At 66.2% G+C, this 25,485-nt stretch carries 22 protein-coding genes and 1 pseudogene; 9 read left to right on the forward strand and 14 right to left on the reverse strand.

Annotation, left to right across the window (positions count from 1 at the left end):
• Positions 1 to 8: 8 nt before the first annotated feature.
• Both ACYQ0R_RS05660 and ACYQ0R_RS05665 read left to right on the forward strand, forming a co-directional pair.
• The gene (locus tag ACYQ0R_RS05660; protein WP_459821495.1) at positions 9 to 1,118 is read left to right on the forward strand and encodes a geranylgeranyl reductase family protein; all 1,110 of its coding nucleotides are present in this window, start codon (positions 9 to 11) and stop codon (positions 1,116 to 1,118) included.
• Positions 1,119 to 1,281: 163 nt separating this feature from the next.
• Entirely contained in the window at positions 1,282 to 2,520 is a 1,239-nt protein-coding gene (locus tag ACYQ0R_RS05665) for a mandelate racemase/muconate lactonizing enzyme family protein (protein WP_459821497.1), read from the forward strand.
• 22 nt (positions 2,521 to 2,542) lie between these two features.
• On the opposite strand, the gene ACYQ0R_RS05670 is transcribed toward ACYQ0R_RS05665, so the two are convergent.
• The 6 genes from ACYQ0R_RS05670 to ACYQ0R_RS05695 form a co-directional block, all read right to left on the reverse strand.
• Positions 2,543 to 3,268 (reverse strand): ribosome assembly factor SBDS, encoded by a 726-nt coding sequence (locus tag ACYQ0R_RS05670; protein WP_459821499.1) that lies wholly within the window; start codon positions 3,266 to 3,268, stop codon positions 2,543 to 2,545.
• A gap of 79 nt (positions 3,269 to 3,347) precedes the next feature.
• Positions 3,348 to 3,545: a DUF7576 family protein gene (locus ACYQ0R_RS05675; protein ID WP_459821501.1), complete on the reverse strand. Its 198-nt coding sequence runs from the start codon at positions 3,543 to 3,545 to the stop codon at positions 3,348 to 3,350.
• A gap of 62 nt (positions 3,546 to 3,607) precedes the next feature.
• Positions 3,608 to 5,098: a 4-alpha-glucanotransferase gene (malQ, locus tag ACYQ0R_RS05680; protein WP_459821503.1), complete on the reverse strand. Its 1,491-nt coding sequence runs from the start codon at positions 5,096 to 5,098 to the stop codon at positions 3,608 to 3,610.
• Between the two features lie 39 nt (positions 5,099 to 5,137).
• Complete coding sequence (locus tag ACYQ0R_RS05685) at positions 5,138 to 6,379, reverse strand: MFS transporter (RefSeq protein ID WP_459821505.1); 1,242 nt, start codon at positions 6,377 to 6,379, stop codon at positions 5,138 to 5,140.
• 72 nt (positions 6,380 to 6,451) lie between these two features.
• On the reverse strand, positions 6,452 to 7,096 hold the full coding sequence (locus ACYQ0R_RS05690) for a DsbA family protein (RefSeq protein ID WP_459821507.1): 645 nt from the start codon (positions 7,094 to 7,096) through the stop codon (positions 6,452 to 6,454).
• 70 nt (positions 7,097 to 7,166) lie between these two features.
• Positions 7,167 to 7,322 carry a DUF7563 family protein gene (locus tag ACYQ0R_RS05695; RefSeq protein ID WP_459821509.1) on the reverse strand — a complete coding sequence of 52 codons (156 nt, stop codon included), beginning with the start codon at positions 7,320 to 7,322 and terminating at the stop codon, positions 7,167 to 7,169.
• 170 nt (positions 7,323 to 7,492) lie between these two features.
• Here ACYQ0R_RS05695 and ACYQ0R_RS05700 point away from each other — a divergent pair.
• From ACYQ0R_RS05700 to ACYQ0R_RS05710, 3 genes and pseudogenes are all read left to right on the forward strand, one after another.
• Positions 7,493 to 7,780 (forward strand): annotated as a pseudogene (locus tag ACYQ0R_RS05700) (DUF5779 family protein); the annotation flags it as partial.
• 180 nt (positions 7,781 to 7,960) lie between these two features.
• A complete protein-coding gene (locus ACYQ0R_RS05705; RefSeq protein ID WP_459821511.1) occupies positions 7,961 to 8,653 on the forward strand; it encodes a hypothetical protein in 693 nt (230 codons plus the stop codon).
• 115 nt (positions 8,654 to 8,768) lie between these two features.
• Complete coding sequence (locus ACYQ0R_RS05710) at positions 8,769 to 9,356, forward strand: hypothetical protein (RefSeq protein WP_459821513.1); 588 nt, start codon at positions 8,769 to 8,771, stop codon at positions 9,354 to 9,356.
• 122 nt (positions 9,357 to 9,478) lie between these two features.
• Here the strand turns inward: ACYQ0R_RS05710 and ACYQ0R_RS05715 are convergent, their stop codons facing one another.
• Positions 9,479 to 10,627: an acyl-CoA dehydrogenase family protein gene (locus tag ACYQ0R_RS05715; protein WP_459821515.1), complete on the reverse strand. Its 1,149-nt coding sequence runs from the start codon at positions 10,625 to 10,627 to the stop codon at positions 9,479 to 9,481.
• A 132-nt stretch (positions 10,628 to 10,759) separates the two neighbouring features.
• Between ACYQ0R_RS05715 and aroC the strand changes: the two genes are divergently transcribed.
• Entirely contained in the window at positions 10,760 to 11,947 is a 1,188-nt protein-coding gene (gene aroC / locus ACYQ0R_RS05720) for a chorismate synthase (RefSeq protein WP_459821517.1), read from the forward strand.
• A 57-nt stretch (positions 11,948 to 12,004) separates the two neighbouring features.
• Here the strand turns inward: aroC and ACYQ0R_RS05725 are convergent, their stop codons facing one another.
• From ACYQ0R_RS05725 to purK, 6 genes are all read right to left on the reverse strand, one after another.
• Positions 12,005 to 14,251, reverse strand: coding sequence for an LUD domain-containing protein (locus tag ACYQ0R_RS05725; protein ID WP_459821519.1), 2,247 nt, complete (start codon positions 14,249 to 14,251; stop codon positions 12,005 to 12,007).
• Positions 14,248 to 14,796, reverse strand: coding sequence for an LUD domain-containing protein (locus ACYQ0R_RS05730; RefSeq protein WP_459821521.1), 549 nt, complete (start codon positions 14,794 to 14,796; stop codon positions 14,248 to 14,250). Before ACYQ0R_RS05730 ends, ACYQ0R_RS05725 begins: the two co-directional genes overlap by 4 nt.
• Positions 14,797 to 15,045: 249 nt before the next feature.
• Positions 15,046 to 16,416, reverse strand: coding sequence for a geranylgeranyl reductase family protein (locus tag ACYQ0R_RS05735; protein WP_459821523.1), 1,371 nt, complete (start codon positions 16,414 to 16,416; stop codon positions 15,046 to 15,048).
• 102 nt (positions 16,417 to 16,518) lie between these two features.
• Positions 16,519 to 16,974 (reverse strand): NAD(P)-binding protein, encoded by a 456-nt coding sequence (locus ACYQ0R_RS05740; protein WP_459821525.1) that lies wholly within the window; start codon positions 16,972 to 16,974, stop codon positions 16,519 to 16,521.
• A gap of 31 nt (positions 16,975 to 17,005) precedes the next feature.
• Entirely contained in the window at positions 17,006 to 19,039 is a 2,034-nt protein-coding gene (locus tag ACYQ0R_RS05745; RefSeq protein ID WP_459821527.1) for a class I adenylate-forming enzyme family protein, read from the reverse strand.
• A 71-nt stretch (positions 19,040 to 19,110) separates the two neighbouring features.
• Positions 19,111 to 20,277: a 5-(carboxyamino)imidazole ribonucleotide synthase gene (gene purK, locus ACYQ0R_RS05750; RefSeq protein ID WP_459821529.1), complete on the reverse strand. Its 1,167-nt coding sequence runs from the start codon at positions 20,275 to 20,277 to the stop codon at positions 19,111 to 19,113.
• Between the two features lie 155 nt (positions 20,278 to 20,432).
• Between purK and ACYQ0R_RS05755 the strand changes: the two genes are divergently transcribed.
• The 3 genes from ACYQ0R_RS05755 (at position 20,433) to ACYQ0R_RS05765 (ending at position 24,137) form a co-directional block, all read left to right on the forward strand.
• Positions 20,433 to 21,383 (forward strand): DUF7847 domain-containing protein, encoded by a 951-nt coding sequence (locus tag ACYQ0R_RS05755; RefSeq protein ID WP_459821531.1) that lies wholly within the window; start codon positions 20,433 to 20,435, stop codon positions 21,381 to 21,383.
• Between the two features lie 143 nt (positions 21,384 to 21,526).
• Positions 21,527 to 22,834 carry an MFS transporter gene (locus ACYQ0R_RS05760; protein ID WP_459821533.1) on the forward strand — a complete coding sequence of 436 codons (1,308 nt, stop codon included), beginning with the start codon at positions 21,527 to 21,529 and terminating at the stop codon, positions 22,832 to 22,834.
• 55 nt (positions 22,835 to 22,889) lie between these two features.
• Entirely contained in the window at positions 22,890 to 24,137 is a 1,248-nt protein-coding gene (locus tag ACYQ0R_RS05765) for a geranylgeranylglyceryl/heptaprenylglyceryl phosphate synthase (RefSeq protein ID WP_459821535.1), read from the forward strand.
• Positions 24,138 to 24,225: 88 nt separating this feature from the next.
• Here ACYQ0R_RS05765 and ACYQ0R_RS05770 read toward each other — a convergent pair whose 3' ends face one another.
• The gene (locus ACYQ0R_RS05770) at positions 24,226 to 25,389 is read right to left on the reverse strand and encodes a hypothetical protein (protein ID WP_459821537.1); all 1,164 of its coding nucleotides are present in this window, start codon (positions 25,387 to 25,389) and stop codon (positions 24,226 to 24,228) included.
• Positions 25,390 to 25,485 lie beyond the last annotated feature (96 nt).

Raw genomic sequence — 25,485 nt, forward strand, 5'->3', positions numbered from 1 at the left:
TGACGCGTATGCACGACTTCGTCGTCGTCGGTGCCGGTCCGTCCGGATCGCGATTCGCCCGCCTGGCCGCGGCCGCCGGTCACGACGTCGTCGTCCTCGAGAAGGGAACGGTCGGTGAGCCGCTGGCCTGTTCGGGGCACGTCTCGACTGACGTCTGGGAGTATGTCCCCGAGAGCGCTCGCGAGCGACTGCTTCAGAATCGAGTGTTCGGTGCTCGGTTCCATATCGACGGACCGGAGTCGCACTCGTACCCGTTTTATAAATCCGAGGCGGTGTCGAACGTGATCGACCGTGTCGCGCTTGACCGGACGCTCGCGGACGCCGCTCGTGACGCTGGTGCCGACGTCCGAGAGCAACACACGGTCATCGGGATCGACGAGCGATCGGACCGGGTCGTCGTGGAGGTGAGTGTCGCCGATGGGGAGACTGAGACGATAGACGCCCACATGGTCGCCGGATGCGACGGCCCCACGTCACGTGTTCGCCGAGCCGTCGACCTCGATGAGCCCGCGGAGACGCTTCACGGCGTGTTGGCGTTCGACGAGACGGTTGACGGCGGTGATTTCGTCGATGTCCATCTCACTGCGCCAACGTTCTTCGCGTGGCGGATCCCACGCGCGGAAGCCGGCGTGGAGTACGGGCTCGCGGCTCCCCCGAGCGACGACGTGACCGACCTGTTCGATCGGCTCACGAACGCGTACGACGTGCAAACGAATCGATTCTGTTCGGGAGCGATCCCGATCGGACCACCGGACTCGGTGACGACGGACCGGGTTTTTCTGATCGGCGACGCCGCCGCACAGACGAAGCCGTTTACCGGCGGCGGGATCCTCTACGGAATGACGGCTGCGGACGTCGCCGCCGAAACGATAGATCCGCGTCGCCCATCGACTCTCGCCGACTACGAGGATGGCTGGCGAGACCGGCTCGCGACGGAGATCCGTCTCGGCGCGTGGATCCGTCGCTGCTATTCGCTTCCGGAGTCGGTACAGCGGGTCGGTCTTTCGGCGCTGTCCGGCGAGATCGGCGTGCATATGGACCGACCATCCTCGTTCTTTTCGCGGGCGCATCTGCGCCGACTGTTTTCACGTGACAGCGACCGCGAGCCGGGTCGATAGCTGCGGACGAACCAATTTCGTTGCTACGGATTGGCCGACGCCGATTTCGCAAAACCCTGTCGCCAGTGGATTCGACTGTTTTGATTCCGGTTTCTCGATCGGATCCAAGGTGGATCCGCAAAGAATATAAAAGTTTACTGTAGTCCGAATTAATTATGAATCCATGAGCCGGAACTACGAGTCGCTACACGACCCGAACGCGGAGTATACGATGCGCGAGTTGTCGAGCGAGACGATGGGAGTGCGCAACGAGCGCGGCGGGACACGCAACGTCGAGATCACGGACGTTCAGACGACGATGGTCGATGGGAACTTCCCGTGGACGCTCGTGCGCGTGTACACCGATGCGGGCGTCGTCGGTACCGGCGAGGCGTACTGGGGCGCAGGCGTCCCGGAGCTGATAGAGCGAATGAAACCGTTCGTCGTCGGCGAGAACCCGCTCGACATCGACCGCCTGTACGAGCACCTGATCCAGAAGATGTCCGGCGAGGGCTCCGTCGAGGGCGTGACGGTCACCGCTATCTCCGGCATCGAGGTCGCGCTCCACGATCTCGTAGGGAAGATCCTCGACGTTCCCGCCTATCAGCTTCTCGGCGGGAAGTACCGCGACGAGATGCGGGTGTACTGTGACTGTCACACCGAGGCGGAGGCGGACCCCGAAGCCTGTGCGGACGAAGCCGAGCGCGTCGTCGACGAGCTCGGGTACGATGCGTTGAAGTTCGATCTGGATGTCCCGAGCGGACTGGAGAAGGATCGCGCGAACCGACATCTCCGACCCGGTGAGATACGCCACAAGGCGGAGATCGTCGAGCAGGTGACCGAGCGCGTGAAGGACGACGCCGACGTCGCGTTCGACTGTCACTGGACGTTCTCGGGCGGCTCGGCAAAGCGCCTCGCGAACGCGATCGAGGAGTACGACGTCTGGTGGCTCGAGGACCCCGTTCCGCCGGAGAATCTCGAGGTACAGGAGGAGGTGACGAAATCCACCGTCACGCCGATCGCTGTCGGGGAGAACCGCTATCGTGTCACCGAGGAGCGCCGGCTCATCGAGAATCAGGCGGTCGACATCATCGCTCCCGATCTGCCGAAGGTCGGCGGGATGCGCGAGACGCGGAAAATCGCGGACGTCGCCAACCAGTACTACACGCCGGTCGCGATGCACAACGTCTCCTCGCCCGTTGCGACGATGGCGGCCGCACACGTCGGGGCGGCGATTCCGAACTCACTGGCCGTCGAATACCACTCCTACGAGCTCGACTGGTGGGAAGAACTCGTCGAGGAAGACGTCATCGAGGACGGCTACATCGAGATCCCGGAGAAACCCGGTCTCGGGGTCACCTTGGATCTGGATACCGTCGAGAAGCAGATGGTCGACGGCGAGACGCTGTTCGACGAAGCGTAGCTGAAGCGACTCCCGTTCCCGGCTACCGCGTACTCAGCTCGTCTTTGTCCTTGATCACGCGGACGTTCCCCTCACCCGACGTGACTTCGTTGACGAGGTCGTACAGATCGTTTTGCAACCCGGCCGGGAACGTGAGCACCCCGACCCACGACCCGTCGTTTTGCCACTCCTCGCGCTCGAGGTCGCCGAACTCGCGAACCTTTGCCTGACCGGGACCGGCGTAGTCGGCCGGCAGTTGGACGGCCATCGTTACCTCCTCGAACCGGATCGGAATCACCGGACGAAGCGCGTCGAGCGCCTCGTCGACCTGATTCTCGACGGGTTCCATCGGGTCGACCTGGAAGCCGGCCTCCTCCAGCGCCCGCTCGATCCGTTCGGGCGGGTGCGGCGAATCGTCCATCTGTGGGTTGACTGCGTTTCGTGTAATCGTGTTGACGAGCTTGTTATGCTTCCGCTCTTGCATCTCCTCGCGCTGCTCGGCCGTGATCTGGATCTCGCCGCCCGTGACGACTTGTGGAATGATCTCCATCGGGTCGGTGGTGTCGAACACGGCCTCCAGATCCTCCTCGGCGGGACGATCACCGCGCGAGGCGTTCTCGAACACGTCCTCGGCCGCGATGACCTCCTCGAGGTTACCCTCGAACTCGCCACGCTTCATCGCGAGCGCCGCATCCGGGTCGATCAGGGCCTCGAACCGTTCACCGTGGGACTCCAGTCGGGCCGTCACGGCCTCGTCGAGTGATATCATGGGTGTCGCTACCACCTCTGGGGTCAAAAAGCCTCCCGAGACGCGGCAGTGACGTGCATCGCGTGCGCAATCGATTCACCTACGCTGCTGTGGGTCGTTCGTCGTCCCACTCGTTGCGACACTCGTCGTCACAGAAATGGCGGTGTTCGACGTGGTCGCCGTCCACCCACGTCACCGTCCGTCGCTCGTGTCCAAGCACCGGCTCCCCACACGCTGCACAGCGCGGCGCGGACTGCTCGTCAACGTCCTCTCCGAGATCGGAGGTCGGATCTACCATACCGGGCATCCACGTCCCGGATACTTCAATCCGCGAAGGGCGGCAGTTCTGGCCGCGGCAGGTCACCGAACGTGGAACTCGCCGATCTCGTTGAGCCGCTCGGCGATCGCCGGATCGAGCTGGGTGCTCGTGACGCGCCAGTCCCAGTTCCCGGCGAGCGTGCCGGGTTCGTTGAAGCGGGCGTCGCTACCAAGCCCAAGAAGATCCTGTACCGTCGTCATCGCGATCACGGCCTCGGATCCCCACACTGCGTCGATGATCTCCCACTCCACGTCGGCGGGGTCGTCAACGCCGATGTTGTAGTGGAGGCAGTCCCGCTGGCGCTCCGGAAGGTCCTCGTAGTATCCCATCCACGTGTCCGTGTCGTGCGTCGAGGTGTATCCGACGATCGATTCCGGGTAATGCATCGGCTGATACGGGTTCCCCTTCTCACACCAGTCGGCGTACTGCGGGACGCGCATTCCGGGAAAGCCGAACTCGCGGAGGATCTCGTCCATCCGGCGGTCCTCGAACCCGAGATCCTCGGCGATGAACGGAGCTTTGCCGAGTTCGCGTTCGACTATCTCGAACAGCTCCCGGCCGGGACCGTCTCGCCACTCGCCGGCTCCGGGATGGTCCGCGTCCGCCGGAATCGCCCAGTAACGGACGAATCCGAGGAAATGGTCGAGACGAGCCACATCGGCGAGATCAAGGAGTCGGCGAAGCCGCGAAACCCACCAGTCGTACCCGCGCTCGGCGAGACTCTCCCAGTCGTACACGGGGTTCCCCCACCGCTGCCCCTCGTCCCCCGGGTTCGGGGGAACGCCGGCGACCGCAGTCGGACGGTTCTCCTCATCGAGCTGGAACGTCTCCGGGTTCGCCCAGACGTCCGCCGAGTCGAGCGCGACGTAGATGGGGATATCACCGACGATCGACACGCCGTGGTCGGCGGCGACCGATCGCAGCTCGCTCCACTGCCGGTCGAACGTCCACTGGAGGAACTCGTGATATCGGACGTCGGCAACGTGATCCTCTCGCGCCTCCGAAAGCGCGTCGGGGTCTCGCGTACGGAGCGGCTTCGGCCACTCGGTCCAGACGTCCTCCGGACGGGTCTCCGAGAGCGCTCGAAACAGCGCGTAGTCGGCGAGCCACGGCTCCCGGTCTCTGAACGCCTCGAAATCGGGCCGGCGCGGCTCACCCGCACCCTCCTCGAACCGCTCGAATGCGGTCCGGAGCAGCGGACGCTTGTACGTTTTGACCGCGTCGTAGTCGACACGGTGGTCGGAGAACTCGGGCGTCGGAGCGAGATCGGCATCGCGCAAGAGCCCGTCTTCGACGAGTCGGTCGAGGCTGATGAGGAGCGGATTCCCCGCGAACGCCGACGGCGACTGATACGGAGAGTCGCCGACCGCGCCGATCGTCGGTCCGAGCGGACAAACCTGCCAGTGATCGACGCCGGCATCGCCGAGAAACGCGAGGAACTCCCGCGCCCCGTCGCCGAGATCGCCGACCCCGTGCGGGCCCGGCAGCGAGGTGACGTGACAGAACACGCCGTCGGAACGGTTGAATCGCATGCGTGGCGCTGCGTGGCCCACCGACTCAAGCGTTGCGTCCTATGTCTCCTCCGTCGAGAACTGCTTCATCGAATCGATCGTCGGGGCGATCCGATAGACGATGGGTAAAAGTGCTACGGCGATCAGCAGCTCCATCCCGCCAACTGCGAGAAACGCCGGCCGGTAGCCGAACGCCTCGGTCGTGCCCCCACCGACGAGGAAGCCGGCGAGAAAGCCGAGCGAGCCGAACACGTTGAACAGACCCATCGCCGCCCCTCGGCTCTCCGGGTCAACGAGGTCGGTGACGAGCGCCATCGTCGCCGGCGCGACCAGCGCACCGCACACTCCGACCAGCACCATCAGCGCAGCGGCGACCGGGTACACCGGTGCGAATCCGACGCCGACGATGACGAGCCCGTACGCCAGCGAGCCGCCGACTACCGGATAGAACCGGCCGATGCGGTCGGAAAGCGCTCCGAAGGGAGCCTGCAGCACCGCGAACGGTACGAAAAACAGCGCCAGCGTGGCACCGGCGCCAGCCGCGGAGAGTCCGAACGTGGTAGGATCCTGAAAGTAGTAGACGCCGACGAGCGAGAAGAACCCGGCCGTCAGCCGGTCGACGAATCCGAACGCGAACGGAACGAGAAGCGCCGGAGCATCGCGGATCCGAGCGAGTACCTCCCGAAACCCGACGGACTCGGAATCGGTACCGTCGCTGGCTCCGCCGATCCGATCGTCGACCGTCGCCGCAAGCAAAGCGGCCGTTCCCAACACGGCCGCGCCAGCGTAGACCGGATAAAACGGGTCGATATCGGCAAGCGCTCCGCCGACCACCGAGCCGGCTGCGGCACCGAGACCGATCGCGACGCCGGCAGCACCCATGTTTCGACCGTGTCCCCCGCCGAGATCCATCAGCAGCGTGATCCCCAGCGAGAACGCCCCGATAGTGAACGCTCCGCCGACGACCCGAACGAGAAGCGCGGCCTCGAATCCGCCACCCAGTGCCGGCACCGCGGTGAGCGCAAGATACGAAACGCCCCCACCGATCGCACCGATAACGACGAGGGGGACACGTCGGCCGAGCGCGTCGCTCAGGACCCCCCACACGACGGCAAAGGCGACAAACGCCGCGAACTCGGCGACGAGAAACCACATGCCGGCGTCGATCCCGGCCGGGGCACCCAACGCGACGACGAGATTCGGAACGCCGGGATACAGGAGCACCTGCGAGACCAACACTGCGAGAACGACGAGTCCGAGTCGTCGTCGCTCCCGACGGTCCCGACGAGTCGCCCGTGTCATCGGGCGATGTCGGGGGCGGTCGATGAAAAGCGCGGCGTTCCGACGTGGTCGATAGGAAACGCGACGGTCGGGCTACGGCTGCGCGGCGTCGACCGCATCCGCAACCGCATCCGCGCTCGAGTCCACGACCTCTCCGTTGACGAGCACCGTTGGGGTCCCTTGTATGCCGATCGAGACGCCGTCCTCTCGGTCGCTCATCAGTGCCTCCTCGTACGACCGTGCCTCGGCGTCGGCGATCGCCGCACACGGATCGGCCCCTGCGGCCTCGGCAGCGGTGCCGATCGCGTCGAGGCTGTAGCTTCCGTGGTGTCTGTACACCTCCGACGCGAAAGCCGAGAAGGCCTCGTCGCCCTCGCGAGCGCCGACGCCGCGGGCGGCGCTGGCGACCGGGACTGCCCACTCCTCGTTGACGGGTATCGGGAAGTCCCAGTGCTCGTACCGGATCTGCTCGGTGTCGATGTGTGCGTCGCGAATCGCCGGATACTCATCGAGTTTGAAGTTGGCACAGGCGCCGCAGGTGAAATCCTCGAACACCTGCACGACGATGTCGGAGTCGGGATCGCCGAGCACCGGTCTGTACTCGAGATCGGGGGACGCTGGCTCGGTATCGCAGTCGTACTCCCCGGTGTCCGGAGCGTCGTCGTCGAGACAACCGGCCGCACCGACGACGCCGACGGCGGTCGCGCCGGCAAGCACGGCTCGTCGCGTTCGCTTCATGCTCGTGACTGGGCGAGGACACACTTAACGACACCGAGAACGCGAAAGCATTGTGAAGTGGAAACCGCCGTCAGACGCGTTTCGAGCGTGCTTTTCGAACGCCGGCACCGTCACGAACCATATCCTCACAGTTCGGACAGACGCGAACGGTCTCGTACTCCGGAGGGGCGAACACTCTGACGTACCGCTCCGTAACGAACGAACTGCAGTTCCTACATTCCGGCATTTCAACCCCACGTATGTCTGCGCGAAAAATAGTGTTTCCGGCCGCCGAACGTCGAGGGTCGACGCCGCAAACGGTCGCGGTCGAGACCGCTCGTTGTCGTCGAGTTCGATCGCTTCGGCTCCGTTCCGCGCGACCGAACGCTTTTGCCGGCGTGGGGTGACGCACACGGTATGAGTGATTGGGATCTCGACCTCCGTGACGCCGAAGAGCAGATGGACGAGGCGTTCTCCGCAGGCGGCGACGTCGTCCTCGGCGTTCTCGACGGCACCACGGAGCCCGACGAGTGGATACGGTCCGTCGACTACGGCAACACGCTCGTGCTGTCGATCGAGGGCGATCTCAACGAACTCGCTGCCGGGTTCGCTCGCGAAATAAAGGATATGGACGGCGAACTGATGCATTTTCGTGGCTTCCTCATTATCACGCCCCCGGGAACGGAGATCGACACCGACCGACTCGACCGGTAGCTCAACGCTGGGTCCGCGGTAGCTCGACAGTGGGTCCGCGGTAGCTCGACAGTGGGTCCGCGGTAGCTCGACAGTGGGTCCGCGGTAGCTCGACGTTTCGACGCGGAAACGTGACACCGCCGTGACGACTGACGGGTTCAAATGGCTGCCGGTCCAACACGCGGTATGGGTATGAAAGGCACCGGTGACGCGGAGCTCCACGAGATCGACCGCTTCGACGGCGGAGTCGGCTGGATCGCCTATCCGGAGGAGACGATGGAACGTGCGAGCCACGCGCTCGCGGTCCCGAACGAGGAGACCGACGCCGACGACGTGTGGGTGATAGATCCGGTCGACGCGCCGGGCGTCGACGACCTGTTCGCCGAGTTCGGCGAGGTCGCCGGTGTCGTCTGCGCGCTCGACCGACACAAACGCGACGCCGCCGCGGTCGCCACTCGCCACGACGTCGCCGTGCACGTTCCCGAGTGGATGACGGGCGTCGCCGCCGATCTCGACGCGCCGGTCGAACGATTCGGCCGCAGGGTGGCGGACACCGGGTTCGAGGCGATCCGGATCCGGAACTCATCGGTGCCGCCGTGGCAGGAGGTCGGACTGTTCGACGGCGAGACGCTCGTCGTTCCCGAGTCGCTCGGGACGGCCTCCTACTTCCGCGGCGACCGGGAGCGTCTCGGCGTCCACCCGATGCTTCGATTCACACCGCCTCGCGAGCCGCTTTCGGGGCTTGATCCCGAACGCGTGCTCGTCGGCCACGGCGTCGGCGTCCTCGACGACGCGGCCACGGCCGTCGAACGGGCGCTCGACGACTCACGACGGAAGGCGCCGGGGCTGTACGCGCAGGTTGCGAAGTCGATGATCGGGCTGTGAGCGCGGGACCCATCCGTGGAGCCGTGATGCTGGGACGACGTTGCAGTCACCCATCTCGGTCGCAGAACTTCCCAGCCACCGTTTTTAAGCGATCACGTCTCCCTTGTCCGAACGGATGCGGGAAGACGACCTCGCGACGCGGATCGTCGATCACTATCACGCCGTCAACGACGATCCGGAGATCCGGCTGGAGGAGCCGTACGACGCCGACGGTCGGCGTGGGCTCGTCGACGTGTACGTCCGAACTCGGGTGCCCGAGCGGGTTGACCGCGTATTCGAGTTAAAAAGCGACGCCGCGGTTCGGCACGCCACCGGCGCGAACGAACTGCTCCGGCAGTACCGACGAATGGAACGCTACTTCTACGCTGACGAGCGACACGCAATCCGCCCGAAGCTCTCCCGGAGCGAGCCGGGCGTCCACTTCCTGTTGCTGTTTGCGCCGACACCGACCTGTGTCCACCACGTTGCGACCCACCGATCGCTGTACGAATCGGTCGACGTCGACACGCACGTCGGTGACGTGCCGGCCGTTCGGACGGTCGCATTTCTGATCGGTCTCGACGGCGACCCCGCAGAACTCGGATTCGTCTCGATCAACGGGGACGTCCGGTTCGGCTCCGCCGAATGTGTGGGTGCGATACCCGACGAGTCGCGACTCGCCGAGAGCCTGCGACGCGTCGACGACGAGCTCCTCGATCGGTGATCGACGCCGGGAACCGCCGGCAGTCGACGGAGAACCGCTGGAGCACGGCCTGGAGCCGCTGGACATCGCCTGCGGACTGTCGAATCGGAAACCGATCGGGGCGGCCCGGCGCGGCTTATAGCTCACATATCGAGCTCGCGACCGATCACGACGTGCTGGATCTCGCTCGTCCCTTCGCCGATCTCCATCAGCTTCGCATCTCGGTAGAAGCGCTGGGGCGCGAACTCCGTCGTGTAGCCGTAGCCGCCAAGCGTCTGGACCGCCTCCTCGGCGACCTCGCGGGCCGCCTCGCTGGCGTCGAGTTTCGCGAGCGCGGACTGTCGGGTGACCTCCTCGCCCGCGTCGTACGTGGTGGCTGCCTTATGAGTGAGCAGCCGAGCGCGCTCCGTCTGCCGGTGCATGTGGACTATCTTGTCCCGGATCGCGTCGAACGTCGCGATCGGCTTGCCGAACTGCTCACGCTCGCCGGCGTACTCCTTGGCGGCCTCGTAGGCACCCTGCGCGAGCCCGACCGACAGCGCAGCGATCGATATCCGGCCGCCGTCGAGCGTCTTCATCGTCTGGGTCCAGCCGTCCCCTTCCGCACCGAGGAGACGCTCTTCGGGAAGCCGAACGTCGTTCAAGCTGATCTCACAGGTCGGCGAGCAGTTGAGCCCCATTTTCTCCCACACCGTCGTCACCTCGAAGCCGTCGTCGTGTTCGGGGTCGACGATGAACGTCGATATCCCGTCGTAGCCGGCGTCCGGATCGGTGACTGCCTTCACGAGGACGCTGTTCGCGACGTTCGCGTTCGTAATGAACTGCTTCGTCCCGTTGAGCACGTACTCGCCCGTGTCAGCGTCGTACTCCGCGGTCGTGTCCATGTTCGAGGCGTCCGACCCGCTGTCCGGTTCGGTGAGCGCCCACGCACCGATCTCGCCGCCTTCCGCGAGCGGCCGGAGCCACCGCTGTTTCTGCTCGTCGGTGCCGAACAGCTCGATAGGCTTCGCGCCGAGCGAGGTGTGTGCGGCGTACGAGAGGCCGATCCCACCGGAGACGCGCCCGAGCTCCTCGGTGACGAGCGCGTACATGAGCTGGTCGCCGCCGAGCCCCCCGTACTCCTCGGCGATCGGTACGCCCATCACGTCGAGGTCGGCGAGCTCCGCGAACACCGCCGCCGGGAAGCGGTGCTCGTCCTCGATCTCCTGTGCGATGGGCCGGATCTCGGCCTCGCAGAACTCCCGCACCGTGTCGCGGATCATGCGGTGTTCCGCGGGCAGATCGAAGTCCATACGCCACGGACGCGAGCCGCGACCATAAACTGTACGAACGACCGTGATGATTCGTCGACCGACGATCGTGGCTCGTCGAGTTCCCTCCGCACGGACTGTAACCCCTAAATGCCCCCGACCACAGGTAGGGGTATGAACGGGAACCGATTCGGTCGCCTCTTTCAGGTGACCACCTACGGCGAGAGCCACGGCGAGGCGATGGGCGTCACCGTCTCCGGCGTGCCGGCCGGCGTCGAGCTCGATGAGGAAGCGATCCAGGCACAGCTCGACCGCCGCAAGCCCGGGCAGTCGATGATCACGACCTCACGCGGCGAGCCCGACGAGGTAACGATCAACTCCGGCCTGCAGGACGGGTACACGACGGGGACGCCGATCGGCATGGTGATCCAGAACAAGGACGCGCGCTCGGGGAAGTACGAGCCGTACGTCACCGCGCCGCGACCCTCCCACGGCGATTACACCTACTCCGCGAAGTTCGGCACGCGGAACTGGGGGGGCGGCGGCCGGTCCTCGGCGCGGGAGACGGTGAACTGGGTCGCCGCAGGCGCGGTCGCCGAGCAGGTGCTCGACGCCTCCGAATACGACGTCGAGATCAAAGCCCACGTCAACCGCATCGGCGATGTCGAAGCGGACGAGGTGAGCTTCGAACAGATCCTCGACCGCTCCGAGGAGAACGACGTCCGGTGTGCCGACCCGGAGGCGGCCGCCGAGATGCAGGAGCTGATCGAGCGGTATCAGGAGGCGGGCGACTCCATCGGCGGCTCCATCTACTTCGAGTGTCGCGGCGTTCCGCGAGGGCTCGGCGCACCCCGGTTTGACGGCTTTCCGTCGCGGCTCGGTCAGGCGATGTTCTCCATCCCTGCGACCACCGCCGTCGAGTTCGGACTCGGCCGTGAGGCAAGCGACGTGGCCGGAAAGGAGCGAAACGAGGACTGGACGTTCGACGACGGCGAGTCGTTCGGTCACGTCGTCAGCGAGGAAGGCGACCCGGTTCCCGTCGGCAACGACCACGGCGGCCTTCAGGGCGGGATCACGACCGGCGAGCCGATCTACGGCGAGGCGACGTGGCACGCGCCGACCTCGATCCCGAAACGGCAGCGCTCGGCCGACTGGGAGACCGGCGAGGAGAAGGAGATCCAGGTCGTCGGTCGACACGACCCGGTGCTCCCGCCGCGTGCGGTACCCGTGGTCGAGGCGATGCTGTATCTGACCGTCCTCGATTTCATGCTGCTCGCCGGGCGGATCAACCCCGATCGCGTCGACGGCAATCCCGGTCAGTACGACACCGAGTACCACCCGAGCAGCCCGGAGAACGAATAGTCGTCGTCCTGCGTCGTCTCACCGCTTCATCGCGGCGGCGCGACCAACGCCATCGGCTCATCGCGGCGGCGCGATCAACTCCACGGGGTGCCGCACGGGCGAGCCCAGCAGCGCGTCGAGCTGTTCTCCACAGGAGGTCCCGGCGGCGACGACCGTCCGATCAGTCTCGCCGAACTGCTCGACGAGCGGATCGCCCACGTCCATGCTTAACTCGTAGTAGTCCCGCTTGTAGCCGAACGAGCCGGCCATCCCGCAGCACTCGGTGTCCGAGACGCGAACGTCGTAGCCGAGCGCCTCCAGCACCGCGGTCGAGTACTCGCCGACGCCGACCGTCCGTCCCTGACAGTGCGGGTGGTACGCGACGCCGTGGTTCGCCTCGATCCCCGACGGCCCGGCGAGCGCGTCGGCGTCCGCGCCGTTCTCGATCAGCCCGAACACGTACTCCATGACGTCGTAGCTGGCGTCCTCGAGTCTCTCGTGGGAGACGGCGGGTAGAAACTTCTCGTACTCCCGCCGGAACAGCGCGAGGTCGCTCGGCTCGATCACGACGACGTCCCGCCCGGCGTCGACGTGTTCGGCGAGTCCGGCGTACACGTCGTGAGCCGCCGTCTCCGCCGTCTCGACCATCCCCTGCGAGAGCGGCGGTCGACCGCTGCCCGGGAGGTCGGGAACACGCACGTGGACGTCGAGTGCCTCCAGCGCCCGCACGGTCGCTTTTCCGCGGGCCACGTCGGCGTAGTTCGTCGCGGTGTCCGGATAGACGACGGCCTCGCGGGTCGCCTCCGCCGCGGGAACCGCCGGGCCGCCGCGAGACTCGAACCAGTCGACGAGGGTCTCGCGGGAGAACGCAGGTAGATCGCGTCGACGGTCGATGCCCGCGACGCGTTCGAGCAGCGCCCGGACGGGGGCCGCGTTCGCGGTCCGGTTGGCGACCGGCGCGGTAAGACTCCCCAGCTTCGCGAGCGTCTCGTAGTTCCCGACGATCCGCGAGCCGAGGTCGAGCCCCGCGGGCTCCTCGTCGGGCGAAAGCTCCTCGAACATCCAGTCGACCTGCCGTTCGGTCGCCTCGCCGCGGTTGATCCGGTCGCGAACGACGGTGTTGATCCATGGAATGTCGATGCCAACTGGACAGGCCGGGACGCAGCGCGAACAGCCCGTACAGAGGTCGTTGAACTCGGCAGCGACGTCGAGTCCCTCGATCCCGGTCTCCCAGCCGGTGGCGATCCCGCCGGAGTACGTCTCGCCGCCGAACGCGTGTCCGCCGACGCTCTGGAAGTTCCCGCAAGCGTTCGAGCAGGCCGAACAGCGGATACAGTACAGCGTCTCGCGGAGCTGGTCGTCATCGCGCATCGCCAACCGGCCGTTGTCGATCAACACGAGGTGGAACTCGCGGTCGATCTCCGCGCCGGACTCGGCCGCGACGCGCTCCGCGTCATCCTCGAAGTTCGGAACCGGCGCGTTCACCGGCGGCGTCAGCGTCGAGATGTAGGAGGTGACGTCCTGACCAGTGCCCGAGCGACCGATGAGCTCCACGAACGGCGCGAACTCCTCCACTGAGGGGACGAGCTTCTCGACGCCCGCGACCGCGACGTGGGTGTCAGTCGCGGCTACCGTCTTCCGGGCGTTACCCTCGCTGGTAACGAGCAGCATGGTGCCGGAGTCCGCGGCGATGAAGTTCGCCCCGGTCATCCCGACGTCCGCGTCCTCGATCAGCTCTCCGAGTTGCTCGCGGGCGAACATGGTGAGCTCCTCGGCGGTCTCCAGCGGCTCGTCCGGATCGAATCGCTCGTTGAGCAGCTCTGCGATCCCCTCGCGGGACTTGTGGATCGCCGGAGCGACGATGTGTGACGGCTCCTCGTCGGCAACTTGCAGGACCCATTCACCGAGATCCGTCTCGACCACGTCGACGCCATCCGACTCGAGCGCTTCGTTCACCTCTATCTCCTCGCTGGTCATCGATTTGGACTTCACGAGGCGGTCGCCGTCGCGCTCGTCGACGACCTCGCGAACGTAGCGGTTCGCGTCCGCGGCGTCGTCCGCGACGTACACCGTTCCGCCGTTCGCCTCGACGCGCTCGGTCACCTCGTCGATCAGCTCCGGGAGCCGTTCGATCGACGCTGCTTTGATATCCCGTGCCTCGGCTTTCAGCTTCTCGTAGTCGTCGAGCCGTTCAGTCGACTCGTATCGCCCGGCGTTGAATCCACGAGTGTTCGCCGCGACCGCGTCCCCCTCCGTCTCCATGAGCTCGCGGATTCGAGCGGCCTTGTTCGCCCGTTCCGGCGTCGAGTCGGACTCACTGCTCATCCGTCTTCCTCCTCGATCCCAGCGTCAACGTCCGCTCTCCCGGCATCAGTTATCAACACGACCACTACCTCCTTCGGCCCGTGGGCCCCTTTTACCAGCCCGCCCATGTCGGCGGTCGCGCTCGGCCCGGTCGCGAACACGACGTCGACGTCGGTCTCGCGCGTTCGGGGGCCGAGCCACTCGAAGGCGTCGGCCATCCCGGGGACGATGTCGGACTCCCGGATGAGAACGACGTGACGGTCGACGAACAGGCTCACCGGCTCCGTTCCGGCCGAATCGGACTCGATCGCCACGCTCCCGTAGTCGGCGACCCCGAGCGACGCCGCGGTAACGCCGGTGTGGGCGGCACGGAGGTCGGCGGCAGTCGGGTCGGTGTGTATCCGGTCCGGCAGCTCAAGCGCCGGATCCTCGGGTGAGATGCCGACTGCGGGCTCGCCCGCGGCCGCGTCCACGAGCTCCGCACACTCCGTGGCTCCGCCACTCCGCACTGGTACGTCGAGTGCGGTGAGTCGCTGCTTGAACGTCGCGGTGACCGTCTGGGTCATACATGATCGTTCGAGGACGAACATATCATTCTTCCTCTCGTCCGATCGATGGTGCAACGATCCGCGCTCTCGTCCGATCGATGGCACGATGCGGTAGGCGTACGATGGCGGCCCGTGCCGGCGTGCTCCCGACGGCATGCCGACACTTACCAACGAATCAACTGCCAGAACGAGCACGTTTCGTGATCGATGACGGGCGTACACTGCGCGGTTTCGGATCGAGTCGATCGGAGCGTCGAAGTCGACCGCTCAGTACTTCGACGCCGCGCCGGTCGTCTCGTATACTTTCCCCATCAGATCGTCGCGCTCGCGGGTCCAGTTGGCCATCGCGGCGGGGCTCGTCGGATACGACTCATAATGGGCGAGCAGCTCGTCGGCCAGCGACTTCGTGCGGTAGAAATCCATGATCGTGCTCCAGTAGCCGAAGCTTTTCACCGCGCATTTCAGTTTGAGGCCGAACGACATCGAGGTCGAACCCTCGTACAACGCTTCCGCGAGCTTCTCGCCGGGCAGCGCGGCGAGCAGGCCCATCAGATCGTCGACGTCGACCGCGGTCGACAACACGTTGTACACGTCGAGTCCGGCGTACCGACCGCCGAAGTGATCCATCACGCGCTCGTTGTATCCCCAGAGATTCTCCTCGCTCACGTCGCCGTCGCTCACCGCCTTCACCGCCTGCTCCCCCGCGTACTTCCCGGCGTACGCCGCACCGGCGATCCCGCCGCCCGTCGTCGGATTTACGTGGCCGGCGGCGTCGCCAACCGCCATATAGCCGGGTGCGACCGCTGAGTCGTACGGGCGGCGGGTCGGCAGCGCCGCACCGAGCTTATCGCGCACCTCCGCGCCCGCGAACTCGGGACGGTCCCGCAGATCGCGCCGAAGCGCCTCGACGAGCTGCATCGGCTCCTCGTTCATCTGGAAGCCGAGTCCGGCGTTGATCTCCGTGCTCGTTCGCGGGAAGTACCAGAGATATCCCGCCGCGCGCTCGGTCGGCTTGAACACGAGCGCGTCGTCCCACTCGACGGGTTCGGGTACCTCGACGATCTCCCGGTACGCGGAGCAGAACTGCGAGTACCGTACGTTCGTATCGAAGGTGGTCCCCTCGAAGTCGGCTTTATCCTGCAGCAGCGACAGTGCTCCCGCACCATCGATAACGACGTCGGACTCGTACTCGTGGACGTCGCCGCGTCGGGACGCCTTCAGCCCGGTAACGCGTCCGTCGGCGTCCTGTACGACGTCGTTTATCACCGTTTCGTAGTGGAACTCCGCACCGGCGTTCTCGGCGCCGGCGATAAGCCGGCGTCCGTACTCCCAGCGGTCGATAACCGCCAGCTCGCCCGGAACCGGGATCTCGAGGACCGTCTCCTCCTGTGGGATCTCGAACCGTCCGTGGTCGACGCCGGTGTTGGTGAACGCCGACTCCAACTGTGATTTCGGGATCGCCTCCGGAAACGCGTCCGCCCCCTTCAACGCGTCACCGCAGGCGATATGGCCGGCCTCCTCGGCGTCCTTTCGCTCTATGACGACGACATCGAGGCCTTCGTTCGCCATCGTCGCGGCGGCGTAACAGCCGGCGGTCCCGGCGCCCGCCACGACGACATCGTACTCGTCAATGGTCATGCTCAGTGGGTCATCACCGCGATGGCAAAACTCTTTATTACCGATGTGCCGAACGCAGGGGTGCGAAATCCGCGTCGATCGCCAGCCGATCGACGCGACCAATCACTCCGAACGCTCCGGTGCGGACGCCTCCGACCGTTTCTTCAGCGCGGAGTCGACGAGGATCCGGGTGCCGATCGACGCCGGGCTGATCACGGCGTCGGCCCCGGCTCGTTCGAGCTTCGCTACGTTCTCGTCGTTCGTCGCCGCGGCGACGACCCGGGTATCCGGCGCGAGGTCACGGGCCGAAAGAATGGCGAGCGCGTCGAATCGGTCCGTTTCCGTCGCCACGATCACCACCTTGCAGCTCTCGACGCCGGCCGCAGAAAGCATTCGGTCGTCGCCGGGATCCCCGGTGAGAACCGTGACTTCGTCGCGGTCGAGGGTCCAGTCGCCGGCATCGGTCGTGACGATGACGACGTCGTGGTCGCCGTCGAGCGCGTTCAGGATCGGCGTCGTGAGATCGCCGGTCCCGAGAATGAGCACATCCGGCGTCAGGGGTGCGTCGGGATCGACCATGCCTTCGACACGCGGCCCGCGAGATAAACGCCTACCGATCGTGGCGACCGGTCTCGGGGTCGCCAGCCGGGGAGTCACTCGCATCGTCACTGACGGAGGAGTCACTCGCATCGTCACTGACGGAGGAGTCACTCGCATCGTCACTGACGGAGGAGTCACTCGCATCGTCACTGACGGAGGAGTCACTCGCATCGTCACTGACGGGGGGTTCGGTCTCCTCATCGCCGGAGTCCGATCTCTCCTCTTCGACCGGATCGTCCGCATCAGCGTCCCGTCCCGTGACTGGCTCTGGATCCGCTGGCTCGAAGCCAGCACTGGAGAATCCTCGGTCGACGGGTTTCGGTTCATACCCGCGTTCTCGGAGCGTACTCCGAACCGCGCTCCGGTCGATCGTCCCGGACACCGTCCGCGGGAGGTCGTCCGTGAACGCGATCGTTCGTGGGAGCTTGAACCCGGCGAGCTGCTCGCGGAGGAACGAAAACAGCTCCGCCTCGTCGACCGCCGGCTCCGGGAGTCGCTCGGAGTCGGCGTGCTCCGTCTCCGCGTCGGTCCCACTCGTCTCGGAGCCGTCCGTGTCGGAGCCATCACCAGTGTCGCTCTGGTCGTCGTCACCGGAGATGTCGGGGTCGGAGTCACTTTCGCTCCCGTCGATGGGCTCGGAGGCGACGTTGGCGTCCGCTCCGACGTCGGGCCCGTCGACGAACTCGGCGGTCGACGAGGAGTCCGCGGAGATGGCGTCGGCATCGGCGACGAGGAGGGCGGCAACGCGTTCTCCCCAGACGTCGTCCTCGAGACCCACGACCGCCGCGTCGGCGATAGCGGGGTGGTCACTGAGCGCCTCGAACACCTCGCCCGGATCGACGTTCTCACCGCCGGAGACGATCTGATCGTCGAGCCGGTTGAGGACGTACAGGTTCCCCTCGTCGTCGATGCGTCCGATGTCGCCAGTGTGAAGCCCGTACTCGCCGAACGCCGCGTCGGTGGTTTCGGGCATGCCGTAGTAGCCGGGTGTGATCGTTGGTCCGTCGACGACGATCTCGCCGGCGTCGCCGGGATCGACCGGCTCGCCCGACTCGCTTACGATCGTCAGGTCGGTTCCGAACAGTGGACGGCCCACCGTTCCAGGTCGATCGAACGTCTGCGTCGGTGTCGCGGTCGCGATCTGTGAAGCCGCCTCCGTCATCCCGTACGTCGGGTACACCGGGATCGAGTAGTTTCGGCATCGCTCGATCAACGAGTTCGGAGCGGACGCGCCGCCGAGCAGCACGACTCGCAGCGAGTCCGCGAGCGTTCCGCGCCGGTCGAGCGTTCGCTTGAGCATCGTCGGAACGAGCGAGACGCCGGTGACGTCATAGGCATCGATGTCGTCGGCCGTTCTGCCCGGATCGAACTCCTCGCGCAACACGACGGTCGTCCCGTACAGCGTCGACCGATAGATCGGCGCGAGTCCGCCCATGTGGTGCAACGAGATCGATACGAGCCACCGGTCGTCGGGATCGACGCCGAGGCGGAACGCGGACGCGACCGCGGAGGCGTACACGTTTCCGGCCGTCAGCTCGACCGGCTTCGGTCCGCCCGTCGACCCGGAGGTGAACAGTAGGCAGAGTCGGTCCTCGAACGTCCACTCCGGCGGATCGATCGGGATGGGGTCGGCGTCGTGGACTCCCCTGACCGAGCCCGTGGTCGGCTCGTCGACGGAGAGAACGGGGACGTCGTCGGTCGCGGCGACGGCGTCGGACTCGGTCGACTCCCCACAGACGAGCACCGTCAGGTCCGCCCGGTCGATCCGGTCGGACAGCTCCCGCGGGGTGAGTCGCTCACCGAGCGGAACGTACGTCGCGCCGAGGCGCATCGCGGCGTGGGCCAGCCCGACCGCCCCGACGTACGCCGGCATGAGCACGCCGAGATGGTCGCCGGGACCGATCCCGTGCGCCGCGAGCCGTCCCGCCGTCTCCGAAACGAGGCGGTCGAGTTCGGCGTACGTCCACTTCTCCCCATCCTCCGCCCGGATGAGCGCAGCGTCGTCCGGTGACGACACCACCCGGTGGGAGAGCCAGTCGCGCATGCTCCGGTTATTCGAGAGGGACTACAACTGCCTTGCGGTCCCGGGACGGACCGGCGCACGATACGGACGACTCACTCGTCACGAAACGTGAGTCCATCCCGAAGCTCTCGTGCCCGCGAGAGCAACGATTCACGACCCGACGAGTCGGCGTCCATATGAGTCAGCGTCAGATGCCCCATCTTTCGAAGGGGTCGTGCCTCCGCCTTCCCGTACCAGTGGACGTTTGCATCCGGTGTGGCCAACACGGACTCGACGTGCCGAAGCGTTGCCGGACGGCTCTCGTCGACGTCGCCGAGAACGTTCGCCGTAACCGTGGGGGAGACGAGATCGGTCGACCCCAGGGGCCAGCCGAGCACGGCACGAACGTGGTTCTCGAACTGCGAAGCGCGTGCCCCCTCGATCGTCCAGTGACCGGAGTTGTGCGGACGCGGCGCGATCTCGTTGACGAGCACCTCGCCGTCGGGCGTCTCGAACGTCTCGATCCCGTAGACGCCGCGTCCGTCGAGCCAGTCGAGCACGTCCTCGGCGACCGCTTCTGCACGACCGACCACGTCGCCGTCGGTCCGGGCAGGTGTGACGCTCTCGCGAAGGATCTCCTCGCGATGGAGCGTCTCCGTGACCGGATACGTCCGCGTCTCGCCGTCGGCTCCTTTCACGCCCATGATCGCGAGTTCGCGCTCGAAGGGAACCAGTTCCTCGGCCATCGCGTGGCCGCCGATCGCCGAGAGCGCTGACGCGGCCTCCGCCGGCTCCGTGACCGGAACGTTACCGCGACCGTCGTAGCCGCCCTCCCGCGCTTTCAGCATGACGCCGCCGAACTCCTCGACGACGCGCTCGAGCCCGTCGGCGGTCGCGATCGCGACGAACTCCGGTACGGGAATCCCGGCGTCCGCGAGCGCCTCCTTTTGAACCAGTTTATCCTGGATCGTCTCCAACGTCCCCGGGTCCGGGTGAACCGGCACGTCGTGGTCCGCGCCCGCCGCGGCGAGACGGTCGGGGTCCGCGAGCTCGATCTCGAAGGTGAGCGCGTCGACCCGCGCGGAGAGCTCGTCGAGCCCGTCCGGGTCGTCGAAGTCGGCGACGATCTGGTCGCGTGCGACCGGTGCGGCCGGACAGTCCGGCGTCGGATCCATGACGATGACCTCGACGCCGAGCGGCGCGGCCGCCTCCGCAAGCATCCGTCCCAGCTGTCCGCCCCCGACGACGCCGAGGGTCGGTCCGGGCAACGTGATCGGCATACCCCGATGTACCTTACGTTGCTGTATAAGAGTTGCCAACGACCCCGGCTGCTGATCCGCTTTCGTGGATCGGATACGATCTTCTCGACCGTGCGCGTCGGCGAATAACGTGTCGAAAAGCCGAAGTCTCTTCGACCACGACAGGGTTGACACTCGTGGAAAACGACGCCGCCTCCGACTCGTCAACGAGCGCCAGCGACCACTCGCCGCCGACGATCAGACGCCGAGACGACGTTGCGGGATGTGGCTGCGTACGGTGTCAGTCCGTCCACTTCGACGTCGTCCGGCGTTCCATCGCCGGCGCAGCGGCGTGGTGTCTCGGCGTCCTCCGACGTCACCCGTCCGTCCTGCTCGTGTTTCTGTTGCTCGGTGGCGTCCAGTCCGTCCTCGAACGCGGGGGCGTCACCGGTCCGCTCGCGGACGCCACACTCCCTCTCGCAGCAGTCGTCGGGTTTCTCGGCGTCTTCCTCGGTCGCGGCTACGCTGGGCTCGTCACGGCGGACGACCTGCGCGGAAGCGACCGATCGCGAACCGCCACCGTCGGGGCACGAGCGAGGGTCGCCGTTCGTCGGTTTCCGTCGTTTCTGGCCGCCGCAGTGCTCGCGATCGCTGGGCTTTTCGGGCTCATCGTGGCCGCGACTGCGGTCGTGTCGCCAGCGCTCAACGCGCTGCTTCCGGCGGTCGGGTTCGCCGACCTCGTCACGACCGTCGACGCGGTCCTGCTCGTCGGCGTGACGGTCGCAGTGGTCGTCGTGCTCGTCAAGCTGTGTTTCCTCCCCGAGGCGTGTTTCGTCGGCGGATACGGCCCCGTTTCGGCGCTCCGGGTGACGTGGTCGCTCACCGCGGTCCATCGGCGAAAGGCGATCGCGCTGACCGCCGGCCTCCTCGCGCTTTTCGTCCTCGGTACGCTGCTCGACGCTCGGATCGGCACCACTACGCGACCGGTCGTCCTCTCCGTGACGGTGTACGACACCACGGTTCCCGTACGCTCGATCGGGATCGCCACGTCGAGTCCCGTTCGACTGCTCGTCGACGCGACTCTTTCGGCAGTGTACTACCCACTTTTTGCTCATCAGTACGTCCACGCGCTGTTCGACGGACGATAACATCCTGCTTGCTCCGTGCGCTTCGAGGTACAACGGACCGCTTGCACAACGGTATTGGTCGTTCGTCTCGTGTGCTCACACGATGAGACGAACCGGGAGGCGAGGAGAGCGATGAACGACCGACGAACACGGCTCGGGCAGCGATGAGGCGGCTGTTCGGGGTCAACCCTCAGGTCCTAGCGCTGGCACTGGCGCGGATGTCCGAATCGGTCGGGAACTCCTTTCTCATCGTCGTCCTCCCGCTTTTCATCGCGACTGACTTCATCACGGGCGCAACGTTCGGACTGACGGAGGTGTTTATTACCGGACTGATCCTCTCGATATTCGGCTTCGTCAACAGCCCGCTCCAGCCGTTTACCGGCAGGCTCTCGGATAGAACCGGCAGGCGGAAGGTGTTCGTGCTGTTCGGGCTCGTGCTGATCGCCGCTGCGAGCTTCGCGTACTCGCTGGCGAGCAGCTACTGGCATCTGGTCGGACTCCGTGTGCTGCAGGGGGTCGCCGGCGCGTTCATCATTCCCACGACGGTCGCGCTCGTCAACGACCTCGCCACCGAGGAGAACCGCGGCGGGAACATGGGGACGTACAACACGTTCCGGCTCGTCGGGTTCGGCGTCGGTCCGATCGCGGCCGGCGGAGTCGTCGCCGCCGGCCCGTACTCGATCCCGCTTCGCGACGCGACCATCACGGGGTTCGACGCCGCGTTCTACTTCGCCGCCTCGACCGCCACGCTGGCGTTTCTCCTCGTTGTCTTTCTCATTCGCGATCCCGACATCGAGCCGTCGACGTCGGACGAGTCGGCGCTCGATGGGTTCGCGATCCGCGATCGACGCGGCGAGAACCTGTTAGATCCCGTGTTCGCGCTCGGCGTCGTGTCGTTTTTCATGGCCGTCGGCATCGCGGTGTTCGCGACGCTCGGCGACATCGTGAACACGCGACTGGACCAGGGGCCAGAGATGTTCGGCCTCCAGTTCGCGGCGTTCGTGCTCGCGCAGATCCTGCTTCAGGCACCGATCGGGCGCGCAACCGACTTCTACGGACGTAAGGCGTTCATTCTGGTCGGTACGGCGCTGCTGGTTCCGACGACGCTCGCACAAGGGTTCATTCCGGGCGTGACGCTGTGGGGATTCGTCTCCGACTCCTGGCTGATGTTTCTGGCTCGGTTCCTGCAGGGGGTCGCCGGCGCGATGGTGTTCGCTCCGGCGCTCGCACTCGCGGGGGATATTGCGCCAGAAGGTGAGTCGGGCTCGACGCTGTCCGTACTCACGATGGCGTTCGGGTTCGGCGTCGCCGTCGGACCGCTGCTCTCCGGGTTCCTCGTCGCGTGGGGGTTCGCGGTCCCGTTCGCGTTCGCGGCCGCGCTCGCCGGTGTCGGGGTGGTGATCGTCGTCACGCAGATCGAGGAGGTGATCGCTCCGAAACGTACGATTCCGCTCGTCGGTGACGTTCGCTGAGTCCGGATGGGAAGGCTTAATCCGCGAGCCAACGCGTTCAGAATCGTTTCCGTTCATGAGTGCACTCGACTCGCTTGCGGGCGGGATCGGCCGTCTTCTCGACGCGGGACGGGCGGTCGTCCGACACGGGCTGCGACTCGACACGAACCCGGTCCCGGAGTCCTGGTCGCACGTGACGAAAGTCGATCCCGAGGAACGCAAGAAGATCCCGGTCGCGTTTCCGCGGTACCTACGCCACACCGACGCCGTTTCGGTCGGCGGCTCCGCGGACGTCACCGACGAGAACACGGAACGGACGTTCGCGCTGCTTGGTCCGCTGTCCACGCCCGCGTTTCACGAGCCGAGCGGCGCGAGCCACGTCACGCGGGAAACGCTGTCGTCGGCGACGTTCCTGGCGGTCCCGCAGGTGCTCAACGGCGACGATGAGGCGTTCGTCGGCACGTTCGGGGCGGGCGTCGAGTACGTCCGCGAGGAGATGGCCCCGACGCAGATCGGTCGGCTCTCGTGGATCCCGGGCGTCGGGGACCGGTTGGTGACGACGCTGACGGACCTGCTGATCTCGAACGCCGTCGTCGAGGCGTACATCGTGCAGAATCCGGACAGTGCCGCAGCCCGGGAAAGCGGCGTCACGGAGGCTGATGTCCTCGATGCGGCGGCGGCGAAACGCCGAGCGATGGCTGCCGAGTACGTTCTCGGTGCCGAGGTGCTGTACGTCGAGTACTCCGGGACGTACGGCGGAACGGAGGGGATCGCCGCGCTGGAGGCGATCGACGACGGCGTCGACTGGACGCGAGTCTGGTACGGCGGCGGCATCGACTCCCGGAAGAAGGCGACTGCGATGCTTGACGCGGGTGCCGACGCCGTCGTCGTCGGCGACGCGTTCCACCGGATCGCGACGGAGGAAGCGGAGCTGGCTGCGGCGTACCTCGACGACATCGATCGAGCAGACGGTGGACGAGTCGGTGCGACGGAGTGGCTCTCGAACGCTCATGACGTCTCCGAGACGGCAGCCGCTGGCTATCTCTCGACGATTCCATCCGTGACGGACCCGGTCGAGGAGGCGCATCGGTGTCTCGCCGCGGGACTACGCGCACACCGAGCGATCGCCAGCGAGTCCCGAGGGTCGGCGCAGGAGGGCAAGCTCCGAGTCGGATCCGACACGGTCGATGCCGTCGAGCGCGCGGTCTGTGCCGACGTCGACGACCCGACATCGCTCGCGACGTGGCTCGTCGCAGCCGTCGTCGCCGACCGGGAGACGACGCTCCCGTCGTGGAAGTTCATCGATCCTGCAGACCGATCGTAGCGGCGCGTCAGCGCGGCCAGGAGTGGGGGCGAAGCGTCAGCGAGCCCACGAATAGGGGGAGCGTCAGCGTGGCACATATCGGCGGGACCTATTTGCGATCGTGGCCCGGAAGCACGCTCGGGTCGCCGCTGTAGAACACGTAGTTCGCGCCGATACCGGCAAGCGGGGAGTCCGTCTCGGCCGCGTATCGCTCCGCTGCCCCGAGATACTCGTTCGTCGCCTCGACGACGTTTCGGTACGCCTCGTAGTCGGCATCGGCGAGGAGATACTCGGCGGTGACTGGTGTCAGCTGGACGTCGGCGAGATCGTCCGCGTAGTCGTCGATGTCGTCGAGCCAGATCTGTGCGCCGATGATCGTGAACACGATCGAGCGTTTGAACGTGTCCTCCACGTCGACACCGGCGGCGCGATACATCTCGATCATCCCGTCGTAGATCACGCCGACGCGCCCGTACTGGGTTTTCAGATACGGGAAGGAGCGCTCCTCGTCGACGAACAGATCGGCGGGGCGGATGACCGACTCGGCGTCGCCCGGTCCATCCGACGCTCCGTCGCCGTTCGGATCGGCGAACGCGCCGTGTTTGTACTCCTCGCGGATCGCATCGAGCGCGTCGTCGTCGCCGTCTCGGGCGTCGGCCATCAGCTCCCGAAAGTACGGGTCCCGATCCTGATGTGCCTCCGACCGGTCGACCGCCTCCCGATAGGCGTCTCGAACGGCCTCGGGGAACTGATCGAACAGCTCCTCGACGTGCGACCGGAGCGCTTTCTGGGCGATCTCGGCGGCGTGTTCACGCTCCACCGCGACCCCCTCGATCAGGAAGTCCTCGAACTCCGCATCGTTGATCGCATCCCGCATGTCGCCGTCCAGAAGCGCGACCACGACCAGCTCCGTTACGGCCTCCGCACGCTCTACCGGCGTCGACCCGTCAGACCGTGCTCGTTGGTACACGTGGCCGAGCGTCAGCTCGGCCGGCATCGTGAGCTTCGTGTCGTAGCTGAACGAGACGGCGTCGGAGTCCCCCCCGGTTGTCTCGGCTATTGCCCGCTCCACGTCGTCGAAGGCGTCCGCGATAACCGACTCCACGAACGCGTCGACACGCCGCTGCAGCCGGACGGCATCGAGCGGGAGATCCCCCGTCGTCGCGTAGTAGTCGAGCACGGCACGAATCGACGTCGGGAGGAGTGAGGCGTCGGCGAGAGATCCTGCAACCCGTGCCGCGATCCCGGCGTCGTCAGCGGCGGATCGGTTCATCGTCTCGGGGTCGAACCCCTCCAGGATTAAACCATGTGGTCTTCCGTGGCGGATCCGGGCAACCACGCGTGGCGCGTATCGATCCCGGCCACACAG

This window comes from Halorubrum luteum, from assembly GCF_054652935.1.